This is a genomic window from Rhodococcus sp. IEGM 1366 (genome assembly GCF_033142425.1).
Classification (GTDB): Bacteria; Actinomycetota; Actinomycetes; order Mycobacteriales; family Mycobacteriaceae; genus Rhodococcus_F; species Rhodococcus_F globerula.
The window spans coordinates 63,401-79,020 of sequence record NZ_JAWLRZ010000014.1; the positions used below are offsets into that span (position 1 = coordinate 63,401).

At 62.4% G+C, this 15,620-nt stretch carries 15 protein-coding genes and 1 pseudogene; 9 read left to right on the forward strand and 7 right to left on the reverse strand.

Annotation, left to right across the window (positions count from 1 at the left end):
• The first annotated feature begins 43 nt into the window (after positions 1 to 43).
• From R4P64_RS30230 to R4P64_RS30240, 3 genes are all read left to right on the forward strand, one after another.
• Positions 44 to 1,012 (forward strand): alpha/beta hydrolase, encoded by a 969-nt coding sequence (locus R4P64_RS30230; protein ID WP_317823881.1) that lies wholly within the window; start codon positions 44 to 46, stop codon positions 1,010 to 1,012.
• A 486-nt stretch (positions 1,013 to 1,498) separates the two neighbouring features.
• Complete coding sequence (locus R4P64_RS30235) at positions 1,499 to 3,115, forward strand: ABC transporter substrate-binding protein (RefSeq protein ID WP_317823882.1); 1,617 nt, start codon at positions 1,499 to 1,501, stop codon at positions 3,113 to 3,115.
• A 631-nt stretch (positions 3,116 to 3,746) separates the two neighbouring features.
• On the forward strand, positions 3,747 to 3,890 hold the full coding sequence (locus tag R4P64_RS30240; RefSeq protein ID WP_317823883.1) for a hypothetical protein: 144 nt from the start codon (positions 3,747 to 3,749) through the stop codon (positions 3,888 to 3,890).
• Between the two features lie 268 nt (positions 3,891 to 4,158).
• On the opposite strand, the pseudogene R4P64_RS30245 reads toward R4P64_RS30240, so the two are convergent.
• A pseudogene (locus R4P64_RS30245) lies at positions 4,159 to 4,677 on the reverse strand (transposase); the annotation flags it as partial.
• Positions 4,678 to 4,769: 92 nt separating this feature from the next.
• Between R4P64_RS30245 and R4P64_RS30250 the strand changes: the two are divergent.
• Together R4P64_RS30250 and R4P64_RS30255 are read left to right on the forward strand one after the other, a co-directional pair.
• A complete protein-coding gene (locus tag R4P64_RS30250; RefSeq protein ID WP_317823884.1) occupies positions 4,770 to 4,892 on the forward strand; it encodes a hypothetical protein in 123 nt (40 codons plus the stop codon).
• 464 nt (positions 4,893 to 5,356) lie between these two features.
• Positions 5,357 to 6,199 carry a metallophosphatase gene (locus R4P64_RS30255; protein WP_317823885.1) on the forward strand — a complete coding sequence of 281 codons (843 nt, stop codon included), beginning with the start codon at positions 5,357 to 5,359 and terminating at the stop codon, positions 6,197 to 6,199.
• 335 nt (positions 6,200 to 6,534) lie between these two features.
• Here the strand turns inward: R4P64_RS30255 and R4P64_RS30260 are convergent, their stop codons facing one another.
• From R4P64_RS30260 to R4P64_RS30270, 3 genes are read right to left on the reverse strand one after another with little or no spacing between them, the layout of a single operon-like run.
• Positions 6,535 to 7,296, reverse strand: coding sequence for a PIG-L deacetylase family protein (locus R4P64_RS30260; RefSeq protein ID WP_317823887.1), 762 nt, complete (start codon positions 7,294 to 7,296; stop codon positions 6,535 to 6,537).
• Positions 7,297 to 7,350: 54 nt separating this feature from the next.
• Positions 7,351 to 7,728, reverse strand: coding sequence for a carboxymuconolactone decarboxylase family protein (locus tag R4P64_RS30265; RefSeq protein ID WP_317823888.1), 378 nt, complete (start codon positions 7,726 to 7,728; stop codon positions 7,351 to 7,353).
• A gap of 40 nt (positions 7,729 to 7,768) precedes the next feature.
• Positions 7,769 to 9,532, reverse strand: coding sequence for an aminotransferase class V-fold PLP-dependent enzyme (locus tag R4P64_RS30270; RefSeq protein ID WP_317823889.1), 1,764 nt, complete (start codon positions 9,530 to 9,532; stop codon positions 7,769 to 7,771).
• On the opposite strand from R4P64_RS30270, the gene R4P64_RS34110 reads away from it, so the two are divergent.
• The 3 genes from R4P64_RS34110 to R4P64_RS30280 all read left to right on the forward strand — a co-directional run bounded on the left by R4P64_RS34110 (position 9,531) and on the right by R4P64_RS30280 (position 12,091).
• Entirely contained in the window at positions 9,531 to 9,920 is a 390-nt protein-coding gene (locus R4P64_RS34110; RefSeq protein WP_411742730.1) for a hypothetical protein, read from the forward strand. The two genes, R4P64_RS30270 and R4P64_RS34110, sit on opposite strands and share 2 nt — an antisense overlap.
• A 43-nt stretch (positions 9,921 to 9,963) precedes the next feature.
• The gene (locus tag R4P64_RS34115; RefSeq protein WP_411742735.1) at positions 9,964 to 10,371 is read left to right on the forward strand and encodes a hypothetical protein; all 408 of its coding nucleotides are present in this window, start codon (positions 9,964 to 9,966) and stop codon (positions 10,369 to 10,371) included.
• A gap of 166 nt (positions 10,372 to 10,537) precedes the next feature.
• Complete coding sequence (locus tag R4P64_RS30280; RefSeq protein ID WP_411742731.1) at positions 10,538 to 12,091, forward strand: multicopper oxidase family protein; 1,554 nt, start codon at positions 10,538 to 10,540, stop codon at positions 12,089 to 12,091.
• Positions 12,092 to 12,401: 310 nt separating this feature from the next.
• On the opposite strand, the gene R4P64_RS30285 is transcribed toward R4P64_RS30280, so the two are convergent.
• The 3 genes from R4P64_RS30285 to R4P64_RS30295 all read right to left on the reverse strand — a co-directional run bounded on the left by R4P64_RS30285 (position 12,402) and on the right by R4P64_RS30295 (position 14,494).
• A complete protein-coding gene (locus R4P64_RS30285; RefSeq protein WP_317823891.1) occupies positions 12,402 to 13,073 on the reverse strand; it encodes a VIT family protein in 672 nt (223 codons plus the stop codon).
• Positions 13,074 to 13,165: 92 nt separating this feature from the next.
• Positions 13,166 to 13,957: an acyl-[acyl-carrier-protein] thioesterase gene (locus tag R4P64_RS30290; RefSeq protein WP_317823892.1), complete on the reverse strand. Its 792-nt coding sequence runs from the start codon at positions 13,955 to 13,957 to the stop codon at positions 13,166 to 13,168.
• 36 nt (positions 13,958 to 13,993) lie between these two features.
• Positions 13,994 to 14,494 (reverse strand): DUF2231 domain-containing protein, encoded by a 501-nt coding sequence (locus R4P64_RS30295; protein WP_317823894.1) that lies wholly within the window; start codon positions 14,492 to 14,494, stop codon positions 13,994 to 13,996.
• Between the two features lie 318 nt (positions 14,495 to 14,812).
• Here R4P64_RS30295 and R4P64_RS30300 point away from each other — a divergent pair, with 318 nt between their 5' ends.
• Positions 14,813 to 15,526 (forward strand): MIP/aquaporin family protein, encoded by a 714-nt coding sequence (locus R4P64_RS30300; RefSeq protein ID WP_317823895.1) that lies wholly within the window; start codon positions 14,813 to 14,815, stop codon positions 15,524 to 15,526.
• Positions 15,527 to 15,620 lie beyond the last annotated feature (94 nt).

The window sequence follows — 15,620 nt, forward strand, 5'->3', positions numbered from 1 at the left end:
TGTGACGACCACATCGACGCTTCCCGAGGAACGAGCAACAAGCGTGAGAAGTACCGCAGTGACATCGATCCGACCGCCCTACGACCCCGAACTCGAAGTTGGGCGAGCCAGTCTCCCCGGAGCCGGAATCGAACCGATGGACATCGCAGAGATGCGCAGATTTACCAACCATCGACCGAGCCCGAACCAACTCACACGCGACGGAGCAGTCATCGTCGAGGAGAGGCTGATTCCCGGCCCTGCAGGCGCTCCCGACATCACTGTGTTGATCATGTCACCCGCTCGCGGCGCAGGACCGTGGCCCGCCGTTTACCACACACATGGTGGCGCAATGGTTGCAGGAGATCGATACCTGGGGGCGATCGCTCTGGCGGAGTGGGTCGAAACCCTCGGCATCGTTGCCGTGTCCGTGGAATACCGACTGGCCCCTGAGCACCCCCATCCTGCCCCGATCGAGGACTGCTACGCAGGTCTGGAATGGATAGCACAGAATGCCGACGAGCTCCGAGTCGATCCTGACCGGATCGTGGTGTTCGGGAGCAGTGCCGGGGGCGGCCTCGCCGCCGGGGTGGCACTACTCGCACGCGATCGAAAAGGTCCGGCACTGAGGTACCAGATGCTTGGTTGCCCCATGCTCGACGACCGGATGCTGACGCCTTCGAGTTGCATGCCCGATGTCGAGAGCACCAACTTCAGGATGGGGATCGAGACAGGCTGGACTGCGTTGTTGGGAGACGCCGCAGGCGGCCCGGAGGTCTCCTTATACGCCGCCCCGGCGCGGGCGGACGATCTTTCCGGTCTGCCGCCTGCCTATATCGACGTCGGCGGCAGCGAGATCTTTCTGGACGAGGCGGTCGACTACGCGTCCCGACTGTCCCACGCAGGCGTGCCAGTCGAGCTGCACGTATGGCCGGGCGGATTCCACGGTTTCAACAGCCTCGTACCCCACGCCGCTGTTTCGCAGACTGCGAACCAGACACGTCTTGCCTACCTGACCCGAAACTTGATCTGAGATCGCTGCACGATCCTTCCCTGCCTGCTCCAGTGAAGGTGTTGCAGCACAGCATAATTCAGCGCGTACGACCGTTGTCGTACATCGCGCACATAGCCAGCTTCGCTACCGCGCCAGGCGGACGGCGAGGAAAGTCGATGGCGCAGCGCTACTCTCGCGGCTGTTCGCGGACCTCTCCCAAATCCAGTCCCACCTGGGTTCAGTCCGGTACCCGGGAACGCCAATGCGGTCCTAGTACACCGGACCCTTCGTTCTCGTACATCGGAGCGGAGCTACATGTTTGGGACGGCATACCGCCCCGAAGGTTCGGAGGCAACACGACCGCGGATGCCGAAGTGGGACGGGAGCTGAGGTCATTCATCGCCATGCAGGTCCAACCTCGCGTGACTGACCAGCACAACTTGTTGACCTCGGGCTTGTGGTGACCGCGCCGACGTCCCTGGAGATCGCACCTTTCTCTTTTCTCTTTCCACATGGAGGTTTTCAATGATTAACAATCCACAACGGAGTAGCCGCAGGCTAGCTGCGGTTACCTTGGCGATCACGGCAAGCATGTTCCTGGCGTCATGCGCCGACAACGGGTCGAACGCCAGCGGCGAATCCGCCGAGTCGGGTTCGACCCTTGAGATCGGTATGGTCAACGAACAGGCCGAGCCTGGCGCACCCGCCAAGGGCGGCACGCTGACTTTCAGCGGCTACTCCTCTGTCACGACGCTCGACCCCGCCAAGTCCCAAGTCGCCGGAGCTGCGGGCGGCAGTGAACTCGGCGCGATCTACGACGTACTGATGCGCTACGACCCCATCGAGCAGAAGTTCGTGCCGCAGTTGGCGAAGTCGCTCGAGCCGAGCAGCGACAGCAAGACCTGGACGTTGAAGCTTCGTGACGGTGTGACATTCAGCGACGGAACAGTTCTCGATTCCAAGGCAGTTGTCGACAGCATCACCCGTTACGTCACCAACAAGGGCCCGCAGTCCAGCCTCTGGGCAGCCAAGGTTGCCTCGATCGATACACCGGACGCGTCGACGGTTGTCTTCAACCTCGTTGATCCGTGGACCGGCATTCAGTCGATGCTCGCGACGGGTCCGGGCATGATCGTCGCCCCGACCGCGCAGAAGGGTGACCAGTTCACCCCGATCGGCGCCGGCGCCTTCACGCTTGAGAAGTTCGCTCCCAACGAGGAACTGGTTCTGGCTGCCCGTCCCGATTACTTCGGCGGCGCACCGAACGTCGACAAGCTCAAGCTGATCAGCATCGTCGGCGCTCAGCCCACTGCCGAGGCTCTCAAGACCGGTGGCATCGACGCGGCGTACATGCGCACGCTCACCCCGATCCTCGATCTGATCGAGAACGGCAACCCTGGCTTCATCGACATCCCGTCGCTCGGCTACATCGCGAACGTCAACATGGCCGAAGGTCGCCCCGGCTCGGATCTTCGTGTGCGCCAGGCAATGGCATTAGCGATCGACCCCGAAACCCTCAACACCCGCGTCAACAACGGCAAGGGCCTACCCGGACAGGTGATCTTCCAGGACACCTCCCGCTGGCACAACGACGTCGCTCCGACCGGTGTCGATGCGGCCAAGGCCAAGGAACTGCTCGATCAGGCCAAGGCAGACGGCTACGACGGCAAGATCACCTACCTGGCCGTTCAGGAGCCGACCGCACAGGCAACCGCTCTCGGCGTGCAGGCAATGCTCAACGCAGTCGGATTCGACACGGAGATCGAATACGTCACCGGCGCAGGCGACATCACCAAGCGGGTATACATCGACCACAACTTCGATATCAGCACCGGTGCATTCAGCCTTTCCGAAGCCGATCCATTCGAGCGTCTCTACACTGGCCTCAAGACCGGCGGCCGCAACAACGCCACCGGCTACGCAGATGCCGGAATGGATACCCTGCTCGATCAGCTCGGTGTCGCCACCAACGACGACGACAAAAAGACCGCTCTCGCCAAGATCCAGGAACGCGCCACCGAAACTGTGCCGTGGCTCGTCTGGGGCAACGTCCCCACGTTCGACGTCTGGAACACGAACGTCCACGGACTCAAGCAAAGCATCGACGGGATCATGCTCTTCGACGGTGTTTGGAAGAGCTGAACCGGTTAGACCTCTGTCAACTGCACCAATCGAAGACTGTGACCCACCCATAACCGAATCCCTTGACCAGCTCTTCGGACTCGGTAGCGAAGGGTTACGGCCGTACCGACATTTTGGCCAAATTGACGCCGTTGCCCGCAGCCCTCAAGGGGCGGCGGGCAACGGCGATTCGTGGACTGTCTCACAAGAATCGATCGATGAAATAGGGGAGTTATGCGGTGGCTGCTATCGGTGCTCGTGGTCGTGGGACTCGCGGGAGCGATGCCGCTGTCTACCTCCGCCCCCGCCCACGCATGCTCTTGCGTCTACGAGGCTGACGGACCTCAGATCGCCGAGCAGATTTCGTATGCAGCTTCGGCCTTCACCGGAACCGTGACGGCGAAACGCATTGAGGGCTAAGTCGGGTTCTACGAGTTCGACGTCCGTGAGGTGTTCGAAGGCGACGTCGGTGCGAAGGCGGTCGTATCGTCGCACTTGCTGAGTGCTTCCTGCGGGCGCAGCTTCGAGATCGGCACCGAATACATCGTTTTCACCTCCACAAGCGAAACTCAGGGTGCACCGTGGTCGGTGAACAGTTGCTCGGGAACAACCCAATCGTCCAACGAGCGAACCCGCCGTATCCGTCTATGGAATGCCACGAACACCCGATCCGCAGATGAGCGTCGGTATCGACGACGCCGGCAAGTCGCTGTGGTGGGTGATTACCGGTGTTGGCGGAGCCATCGCGCTCGTGATTGGTCTGATTCTCTGGCGGACACGACTCCCGAAACACTGACCCACAATTTCTGATGGCGATCACCTGAAGCCGCTGCCCACAACGGGCCCTGACCAACGGTGTCCTCCGTCTCCTAGGCGTGGAGGACAACGCCGATTCCAGGACTGTCTCAGCTTTCGGTGCCTCAGCATCGACCGGTTCCAAGTATCCACCGCGACCAACTCCCACGAGAGGCAACCTCGATTCGTGGACTTGTCTCACCGATCAATGCCTTAGAACCGAACGATTGATGGACACGGTGGCTTCGCTAGGACTCTCAATGATGGTGTCAAGCTGCGGTGAGGGTGGGTGAGGGTGCGTGGAGGGTGAATTCGCGGCCGTCTCGCAGCAGTGCCCAGAGGACATCGACGAGGCGTCGGGCGAGTGCGAGGAGAGCTTGGGTGTGAACGAGCCGTTCACCGCGTTTGCGGTCGTAGAACCTTCGTGAGGGCCCTTCTTTGACACGCAGACTGCACATCGCGCTCATGAAGAAGACTCTGCGCAGGCGGCGGTTGTAGCGTTTGGGCCGGTGCAGGTTGCTGCTGATTCTTCCGGAATCGTGAGGTACCGGCACCAGACCGGCGTAGGACGCCAATCGGCCGGCGGAAGCGAAGGATGTCAGATCGCCGCCGGTCGCGACGACGAATTCGGCGCCGAGCGATGGCCCCATGCCGGGCAGCGATTCGATGATCTTCGACCAGGGGTGGTTCCGGAACCGGGCGGTGATGACCTGGTCGGTGTCCTTGATCTCCCGGTCGAGGACGAGGAGTTTGCGGGCGATCCGTTTGACCAGGTCAGCGGTGTCGGCGATCCGCAGTTCGTGCACCAGCAGATCGATCCGCGGACCGCACATTGTCGCTGTCGGCGGGACACCCTGCCGCCCGCGACATGCACGAGAGCATGCAGAAGTTACGCCGCGATTTCACCGAGCGGTTCGGGCGAGAACCCGGGACCGAAGATCCACTGTTCTCCGCCCACGACATCGATGCGTGGGAGGACGCCCTCGACCGACACCTCAACTAATGATCGATGCGGCATTGTGCCCGCGAGCGAAGAGTCGGGGCGGAGAACATGTCACGTCCTCGGCCCTCATGAAGCGAGATGGGGCGAGTGGTCATTGACCGGCGATACACACGCTCGAGGGGTGGTGACTCTACCGAGCGCGCAGTCGTCTTCTGAAAAATGCAGTCGTCTTCTGAAACTGACACCCTGTGGACGCACCTATCCGGTGGATGTCGGACTGGTATTGGACCTCATGTCTGGTGTCATCAGCACCCGAGGTGCCTCCGTTGCACTCGCGCGCACTCGTGCTCTCGCTGGCGCCTGCACCCACCCAGTATCGGATTTCGTTGTCACCCAGAAACTTTCGACGACGACTCGATGCTCGGCGCTGCAGGATTGGCCTGCCGATTCCAGTTCAACTTCTTGATCGGAACGTTTACCGCGGTAAACTAACCGTCTGAAGTGTTTGGCAAGACTTCGAACTCGTGCGGGGAAGTGACCTTCAGCCAAACCGGGTTCATCCTCGGATCGCTCTTGCCGGAGACTGGCACGCTGACACTCGATATGGTGTCGCCGCGATCGAGCACGCGGCCAGACGTAACGCGACTGTGCTCATTCATCTCGGGGACTTCGGTTACCGCTTCACCGACATGTATCTCGATGCCCTCGAAGATGCCCCGCGCCGGTGTGGTCTCGTTCTCGGGTTCGTCGATGGTAATCACGAAGATTTCGACCGTCTCCTGGCGTACCCGCTCGCTGATAGCGGTTTGCGGTACCTGCGCGAGCGGATCGTCCACCTTCCCCGTGGATGGAGGTGGTCGTGGGGGTCGACGCAGTGTTTGGCGCTAGGCGGCGCATATTCGATCGATCGGATCCTGCGGGTCGAGGGAACGTCGTGGTGGCCGCAGGAGGTGATCACCGTCGAGGAAGCGGAAACGGCGGTCGCCGGGGGCATAGCGGATGTGATGTTCTGTCATGACTGTCCTGCTGGGGTCGTCGTGCCGGGCAGGCCGCGTGAGCGTTACGGGTTCCCGCCTTCGGAAGTGGCTGCCTCGCAGGCAAATCGGGATCGACTCCGCTGCGTCGTCGATCAGGTGCGCCCGGCGCGGTTGTGGCACGGGCATTTCCATCAGCGCCACCAAGCGCTGCTCGAAGGTGCCGGGTATCGGACGGTGGTCGATGGTCTCGGGAAGAACAACGATCCCATCGACAACAATCTGGTGGTCGTCAACCTCCCCGATCTCGGACATCATCGGTGGAGTTCACGTGCAGAGCACACTGCGGCCGAGATGGGTAGCGCTGCGGCGGCCCCTGCTATTACCGCTTGAGTGATTGCCGAACAAGCCCGTATACAGGGGTGCAGTGGAACTTGCGGCGATTTCCACCCACCGGTTGTATTTCGCGACCCGCTCTCCTGCACCGGGGCCCGGATTTGGCTGCCTACATCAGGGTGATGACTGTTCGCCGAATTCCGGCACGTCGTAGGTACGAAACCATGGATCGGAGCAAAGGTCACCGATACCGCCCAGACGCTATATTCAGGCAGAACAGGCGATCAACTCGTTATCGAGAGCATCGTAGAAACACCGAACTGCGCTCTTCACCGCAGGACGCTCGCCCGTCTGTGCGCGTCACCGGGCGGGTGTCTGCGCGCGGTTGTCCCTCACGGCATCGTGTGTGTCGAACGCGGGGGAGGGTGTAGGCGGATCCGTTCTACGGTGCCTTGGAGTTCAAGTCGACGGGCGAGGACCGGGTTGTCGCGGGCTTGGCTTTCGTGACAGTTGATTGCGGCCCGCTGTACGGCGCGGTCGACGGCAATGTCGGCGGTCCCGTCGCCGTCGAGCGCAACGAAGGTTGTGCCGTACTCGGCGTTGAGTTGCGCGGCGACGGTGGGGGCGACGCCCCATTCGAGCACCGCTAACTGATAACGGTCGGCGACGCGATGTGCTGCGGCGGTTGCGGCCTGGTGATCGGGGTGGCCGGTGACACCGCCCGGTTCGAACACGACGAGCGTTGCCGCATCACCAAGGTCGTTTTGCACGACTTCGTCGACGGCGGCAGGGGCGATCTCGCCCAGATGGCCGTCGGGAAAGGCGTGGAGCACGATGGCGCTGATGCCCAGGCGTTCGGCGGCGGCGGTCAGCTCGGCACGGCGCACGGTCGCAAGGTCTGCGACGGCACCGAGGGTGCTCGCCTCACCGTAGGTCAGGCACACCACCCGCACGTCGGCCCCCGCTGTGGTTAGCGCGGCGAGTACGGCGCCCAACCCGAAGCTTTCGTCATCGGGATGGGCTAGCACCGCCAACGCCGGCCCGCGGCCGGCGACAGTATCGAGTACCGATGCATCCCCGCTAGGCACAGCGCCCGCCTCGGCGGTGACGTCGGCGCCCAGATGTTCGGCAGTCGACTTACGGTATTCGGCCATCTGGTCCTCTCGTGGGGTAGGAGATCGCAGGAACGCGTTCCACGGCATCGACCGCTACGGTGCGGCTGGGTCGTTTTCGTCGTTGGAGGCCCGTTCGGCGTGGAATTCGTTGAACGCGGCGAAAGCGCGGGGCCCGTACACGGTGGCCGGCCCACCGGCCATCATGATCGCGACACCGATTGCCTCGGCCGCTTCCTGTGGTGTGCTGCCCTGCTCAGCAGCGCCGCGCGCATGCGTGGCAATGCAGCCATCACATTGCGTGCTCACCGCGATCGCCAATCCGATCAGTTCTTTGGTCTTGGCATCGAGCGCTCCGGGAGCGAGGGACGCCGCGTAGAGCTGTCCGAAGCTCTCGTAGACCTGCGGGATCGCGTGGCGCAACGCGCGGGCGGGTGCGCGAAGTTCCTGTTGAACGTCCTTGCCGTAGCCCATGCTGTGCCTCCAGCTGTTTGTTGTAGTGGCCTGGTGTTGGTCAACGCGGGGTTCCGGCGGCGCCGGGGTTCTCGTGACTGGAGGTCACGCATTGCGGGGGAAGGGGGAACCAGCGCAGCGCTTCGAAGTGTGTGGGGAGGCGGGTAGGGCCGTCGGGGACGTTCTCGGGACGGGCCTCGAGTAGCGCGCGGGCCTCGAACAGGTGGCCGGCCAGCGCGGCCTCGTCGAGGGTCTCGCGTTCGGTCGGGTAGTGCAGGGTGCCCGCGGTGTCGTAGTAGAGGTCGGTCAGGCGTAAGGGGGGCTGGCGGGTTTCTCCACGGTGGTGCCACAGGCCGGTATCCGGACTGAAGGTGTAGTCAGTGAGGAGACGGTGGCCGTATCGGGCCAGCAATTCCACGGCCTCGATCAGGTAGTCCCGCACAGCGTCGGAAATGAAGTAGTTGAAGTTGATGCGGGTCCAGCCGGGCTTGATTCCTTCGCAACCCAACGCGATCTCGTCTCGGAAGGCACGCGAATGTTGCGGGTCGATACCCAGGAGCCGATGCCCGTAGGGACCGGCACAGGAACAGCCACCGCGGGCCTGGACCCCGAACAAATCGTTGAGCAGGGCCACGACGTAGTTGTGGTGCAGGTAGCGATCTGCGCCTGATCTGAGACGGAAGGACACGATGGACAGCCGTTGAGCATCCGGGTGGCCGAGAATCTCGATATTCGGGTGGTGGTGCCAGCGGTCCAAGGCATGGCACCACAGATGTCGTTCTCGTTGTTCTATGAGGTCGGTCCCCACGGCATCTTTGAGTGCGAAGACCAGGCCGGCGCGGATCGACTCGATGATCGCGGGGGTGCCTCCCTCTTCCCGGGCCACGGGATCATCGAGGTAGCGGTGGCCGGTCGGATCCACGAACGCCACCGTGCCCCCACCCGGCACGGTGGGTACGGTGTTGCGGACCAGCTCGCGGCGGATCGCCAGGACCCCGGGGGTTTGGGGTCCGCCGATGAACTTGTGCGGCGAGAGGAAGATCGCATCCTTGTAGTCACCGCGTCCGGGAGCGCTCGCCCGCATCCGGATCGGGACGTAGGGTCCGGCAGCGGCATAGTCCCAGAAGGACAATGCGCCGTGCTCGTGGAGCAGGGTGGCGATGCGGTCGGTGTCCGACAAGACGCCGGTCACGTTGGAGGCGGCCGAGAAGCTACCGATGCGCAGTGGCCGGTCCGAGTACTCGATCAGTCGTTGCTCGAGTTGCTCCACATCGATGTGACCGTCAGCGTCTTCGTCGATCACTACCAGGTCGGCGATCGACTCGCGCCACGGTAACTCGTTGGAATGGTGCTCGTAGGGGCCGACGAGCACCACGGGTCGTTGTGAGTCTGCGATCTGTTCGTCCCAGCCGTAGCGTGCGGCGAGCCCGGACGGGACACGGAGTTCGAGGATTCCGACCAGCTTGTTCACCGCCGCTGTCGCGCCGGACCCGCAGAAGATCACCAGGTCGTTCTCTGTGCCGCCGACGGCGTCGTGGATGAGTTGGCGTGCGTCCTGCCGCAGCAGTGAGGTCTGCAGTCCGGTGCCGGAGCTTTCGGTGTGAGTGTTGGCGTAGCGTGGGAGCACTTGTTGGCGGATGAAGTCTTCGAGGAAATCCAGTGACCGTCCCGAGGCGGTGTAGTCGGCATAGGTGATCCGTCGCCGACCGTAGGGTCCGTCCAAGATTTCGCCCTCACCGATGACTCCCTGCCGGACCCGTTCGAGCAGTGGTGAGGTGGGGGCTGATTCTGCTGAGGTATCGGTGCTTCCGGTCACTGCCGTCATGCGCTCACTCCTTCCTCCGGCAAGGCGCTCGTACCCCCGCTGTGTCCAGGCTGCTCTCGAAGTCGTGACCCGAGCTAGGGCCGTTAGACCCGGGTGTACGAGTTGGGAAGGCGGCCAGGTTCCGAGCGTTCAGGTCCGCGGTACCGCCGATCGCCTGTCCGGCGTGCGAGTCGGCGGCGAATCAGTTGACGTCGAGTACCGGTCACTGCTGACTTTCAGGGGTTTCATGATCGCCCCGGTCGGGGTGCCGTCTCTGGCCGAAGCAGCGCGGGCGGGAACGGAAATCTATGCGGCACTGAGAAGCTCACTCGAGCAACGCAATCTGCCACCGGCCTCGGCGACGAAGGAGGATTCGCGCCGGGGGAGGCATGGCCGGAAGAAGCGCTGACCCCGCTCGTACATGCGATCACCTTGCCGGCTACACCTCCGGTATGGGTAGTGTCGCCATTGCCCTAGATCCTGCCGCCAGCGAGTTCCACACCCATGGCGCCTACGAAGTGGCAGGGCAACGCATCACCAGTGCGGACATGATCAGTCGGTACGAGTATCTGGTCGACGAATTCCCGCTCTGGAGCATCGAAGGCGGACTCGGCGAAGGCGACCTTATGGCCGAGGGGTTCGGTCATCTCGTCGTTCAGCTTGGTATCTGGCATGTCGTAGGACTTCTCGGCTGTCCGTTGATCGAGGTTCGCTTTCATCGAGCAAGACCTGCTCGAACTGCCTCATCAAATATCTCCCGGACGAGCAAAGCTGGAGGCTCAGTACCTGAAACTTCACAGAACTCATACCGATCCCGCCGGGTTCACCGCTCATGCTCGGTGACGGAGGAGAGTAGGTGACGGAGGTGAGTAAATGGTGATGATGTGGTGGAACGACGGAATTGGGTACGGGATGGGCTTGGCTTGTTTCGGCAGTCTCACCTACCGGCCGGTAACCGACTGAAGACGGCGCGCGGTAGATGTTAGAGGAGCGTTTCGCTCGCGGTGAGAGGGGAGTACGATCTTCGTGACTAGCTTCTACGGCAACGGATTTCATATCAGCAGACGCAGCTTCCTGGCCGCAGCGGCAGGAGTGGGTGCCGTCGCGCTGACCGGATGCGCCACCTCGGATACCCCACGCGCACCGTCCGTCGACAACGATGCGATAGCCGCCGCGGAAGCGGACAGGCCGCACACCGGACGCACGGTGGAGTACGCGCTGAACCCACAGCCCGCCGACATCGATCTCGGTGGGATTCGAGTGCGCACCCTCGCCTACGGAGACACCCTTCCCGGCGAGGTGATCCGCGCCGATGTCGGCGATGATCTCGCGGTCACCGTGACCAACGGGCTCGACCACGACACCTCGGTGCACTGGCACGGCATTGCGCTGCGCAACGACATGGACGGCGCCGCGCCGGCCAGCCCGAATATCAGCTCGGATCAGAGCTTCACCTACCGATTCTCGGCGCCTCATTCGGGAACGTATTGGGCGCATCCGCATGTCGGACTCGACACCGACTACGGGCTGTATCTCCCGGTTATCGTCGACGATCCGACCGAGAAAGGGGACTACGACACCGAATGGATCGTCGTCCTCGACGACTGGACCGATGGTATCGGAACCAGACCGCAACAGATCTTCTCCGACCTGCACAGCGGTGGGATGGGATCGATGGGAGGATCCGGAATGGGAAACATGCCGGGCATGGGCGGGATGGGCGGTGGGCCCACCGGCAGCAGTACGGCACCGGCGTCCCCTGGTTCCAGCGCACTTCTGGGCGGCGACTCCGGCGATATCAGCTATCCGTACTACCTGATCAACGGCCGAATTCCGGCCGCGCCGACAACATTCACCGCCGCTGCCGGTCAACGGATACGGATCAGGATCATCAACGCCGGCGCGGATACTGCCTTCCGGATCGCGTTGACCGATCACACCATGACTGTCACCGACACCGACGGATACCCGATCGTCCCGGCCGAGGTCGAAGGGCTTCTGCTCGGCATGGGCGAACGCTACGACGTGATCGTCAACGCCAAAGACGGGGTCTTCGCACTGACCGCTCTGGCGGAAGGCAAGAGCGGGCAGGCGCAGGCGCTGCTGCGCACTGGCGCGGGGTCTGCGCCGGATTCGGCGTTTCGGCCTCGCGAGTTGGATGGGCGGATAGGGGTCGCGGGCGCTTTCACCGCCGCTGACAGCGTCCAACTACCGTTCGCTGGTTCGGCGGTGGCACTCTCGGCTGATCTCGGCGGAGACATGATGAGCTACAACTGGACCATCAACGGACGAAGCTACGACGACACTCGGCCCCTGATGATCGAGCAGGGACAACGCGCCCGCCTTACCTTTACGAACATGACCATGATGTGGCATCCCATGCACCTTCACGGACACACTTTCCAAATCGTCAAAGCCGACGGCACCCCGGGGCCGCGAAAAGACACTGCCATCGTCAAGCCGATGGACTCCGTTTCCGTCGATCTTGTTGCGGACAATCCGGGAAGCTGGATGTTGCACTGCCACAACGGATATCACCAAGAATCTGGGATGATGACACGTCTGGACTACACCAACTGAATGTGCCGTGACGCCGCCCAGTCGGCAACTCGCACCAACTGCAACCCGTCCTGAACTTCGGGTCGGATCTCGATCGCACGAGGAGGTGAGATCAATGGGAATGAACCCGATGGGAATGTTGCACATGATGATGATGTGTCTTCATCACATGGGCATGATGCCACCGATGAACATGCCGATGTGACACAGAAAGAAGCACATTGATCGGCCCGGCGCGTCCGCTCGAACACCAGCTCGCTCGCCGGGACGAAATGCATCTTCGCCATGGACTGCGCAGATGCGCCATCCCGGACCAGTCGCACCCTCCCTGTCAGATCCCCGCGACTCCGAGGAGTTGTCCCACGGCATAGGTGATGATCATTGCGATGGCGCCGCCCAGGACCACTCGAACTACCGCACGTCGACGGTCAGCGCCGCCCAGGTTGGCGCTCACCGCGCCGGTCAGTGCCAACGCGAGCAGGACCGCGACAAATGTGACAGGGATTCGAGCCCCAGTCGGTGGGGCGAGGATCGCGATGAGGGGAAGCATCGCTCCGACGGTGAACGATATTGCTGATGAGAGTGCTGCCGAGATCGGGTTGGTCAACGCGTCTGGGTCGATACCGAGTTCGATGTCGGCGTGTGCGGAGAATGCGTCGTGTGCGGTCAACTCCTCTGCGACTTTGTGGGCGGTTCCTTCGCTCAATCCTCTGGCCTGGTACATGGAGGTCAATTCGTCGAGTTCTGCACCGGGTGTCTGCTCGAGTTCGAGGCGTTCCTTGTTCAACAGGGCGCGTTCGGTGTCGCGTTGCGTGCTCACGGATACGTATTCGCCGAGTGCCATCGAGACAGCTCCGGCGACGAGACCTGCAACGCCCGCGGTCAGGATCGGTCCGCGGTCGGGTGAGAGGGCAGCGACACCGACGACGAGGCCGGCGACGGAGACGATGCCGTCGTTGGCTCCGAGCACGCCTGCACGTAGCCAGTTCAGCCGTGAGGACATACGGCCGGTGTGTGGTTCGTCGTGAGTCGGTCGACGGTTTTGGCCGTCGTTGTCGGCCCCTCCTGACGGGCTCGGTGATCGAGGCGAATCTGTCATGATCGGGCGGGTTTCGTGAACTGTGCTGTGGCACGGGTTTCGTTGCCGCACACGAACCACACGGTGCTCGTTTCTGAGCAGTGGGTGGTCCGGATCTCGACGGTCTCGTCGATGGTGATCGGTTTCGTGTATTCGAGAACAGCTCGGTACGGCGCCGCCGGTAGGGTCGGATGCGTTCTCAGCGACGCTTCGGCGGGCTGCCAGTACGCGGCGTTGTTGACGTGATCGAATGGATCGATATCACTGGGCCGCAAACAGAATTCGGTGCCCGCAGTGTTCGGAGTTATGTCGGTGATCCATCGTCGCCACGTGAGGCGATGCTCGTCGGTTGTCGTGGCGAGCGGTGCCATGAAGTCCTCGCTGATTCGAGAGGGCATTCCGTTCCGGGGGTTGATGTTGATCCAGAATCCTTCCGTTTCGATCAAACCGCCGCCGTCTGATTCGATGCGCACTCGCATGGTGCACCAGCGACTCGAGAGGGCGGAACACCATCTGTGCAATTGCACGGTGGCGGGCCAGGTGATCGGTCTGATGACGTCGATGAGCGTTCGACGTACTACCCACAGTGGGTGGGTCTGTGCTGCGCCATTGGCTTCGAGGTTGTCGAAACCCAAATCTTGCAGGTAGCGGGCTACTGCGTCGAGTCGCAGGCTTCGGTCCGGGTGGATGTCTCCGGTACGGACGGGCCACGAGTTACTGAAGACTGCACCTTCGGAAGGGCGTGGTGCGAGCGGATCGGACTGCGACCCTCCGCGGTTCGTTGACGTGTGTGATGCCGAGGTTGTCACGGGCAGAGCTCTTTCGTTGTTTGTTCTCGGCTGGTCTTATCCGAGTTGGTCGTTCCACACGGCTTTCGCTCCGCTCTCGCCTATCCGGTATACCTGCACAATCGAGCCGGCAGCGACGAGAACGGACACAACGGCGATTGTGATGACGACAATCCGCCAGAGTTTCGGCGAGGTCGATGCATCGGGGCGATCTGCTCGCCACCGGGTTAATCGTGTCGAATGAAGGACCCACCATACAGCGGCGAGGACGAACACCCCGATAGACCAAAACAGCATCTGATCACCCAAATCGGCATGTACCTGGACCAAAGGATTTTCGGGTATTTGTTTCTCGAGCCATTCACCGGCATCGGTGGTGATCGGCACCGCGATGAGCGTGATCAACGCGATCGCTGCTGGAACCAATCCCAATCGAATTCTCGCAGCGGGTAAACACACCGCGAGAACGAGCAGTAATGCCGAGATAGGTACGAGGACAACGACGAGGTGAACAAGAAGTGGGTGCGCGGGTAGACCGCCGATCGTGGTCAATCCCATATTCGATCTCCCGATCTCGTGCAACGATGCAGAAGTCAGCCGCGTGGCACACGGCCCCGAGTGAACGTATCGACACATTCTTGGAGAGTTCTCGGTAAAAGCCTAGTCCTTCTGAGGGGACTTGCAGAGTGAATCCGTGCTCGCACGGGGCGTTTACGTCATCGAACCCCGCCGGTCGCATAGGGGGGCGAATTGCAGCTACTGGGTACCTCCGCGGAGTGAGGCCGGCGGGAAGCGCTCATGGAGGGCAGCGTCGACGACGCAGCTCGCAGGGAAAGACGATCCTGGAAGTACAAGGGCAATTCGAGGAGTCTTGACATGGTCAAATCCGAAGACCCCAGTCATGTGGTAGCCGGCGAAGAAGCCGCCGAAGTGGTCACCGCGCCACGGCCGAGCGTGAAGTATGCCGTCGAGGCGATCGGGACATTCTTTCTGGTGTTCACCGTTGGGGGTGCCGCAGGCAGCGGCAGTCCGTTCGCGCCGCTGGCGATCGGGGCGAGCCTGATGGTGATGATCTACGCCGGCGGCCACGTCTCCGGTGGACACTTCAACCCGGCGGTGACCCTCGCCGTGCTGGTGCGCCGCCGGATCGGGTGGCGTGACGCGGCCGGATACGCGATCGCTCAGCTCGTTGCCGGGTTGCTTGCCGCGGCGTTGGTACGCGCGATAGTGGATCCGGCGCGGTCCGAGACCGTGGCGACCCTCACGCTGGCCGGTCGCACCCTGGTGGCAGCGTTCGTGGTCGAGCTGTTGTTCACGTTCGCCCTGTGCTTCGTGATGCTCAACGTCGCCACCAGCAAGAGTCACCCGGACAATTCGTTTTACGGCCTGGCAATCGGATTCACAGTGATGGCAGGGGCTTTCGCGGTCGGCGACATCTCCGGTGGTGCGTTCAACCCGGCGGTTGCCTTCGGTGCGGCGGTGATGGGGATGTTCGCCTGGTCGACGTTGTGGGTGTATTTCGTGGCCCAGTTCGTCGCCGGTGCCGTCGCCGCTGCCGCCTTCCTTGTGCTCAACCCCGACGACACATGACCGGGGGCGCCTCACATGACCAAATCCAGGTTCCCGAGACCGGTTTCGCAGCCGGACATCGAGAATGCACCACCCCCACCCACCGAAAGGCACG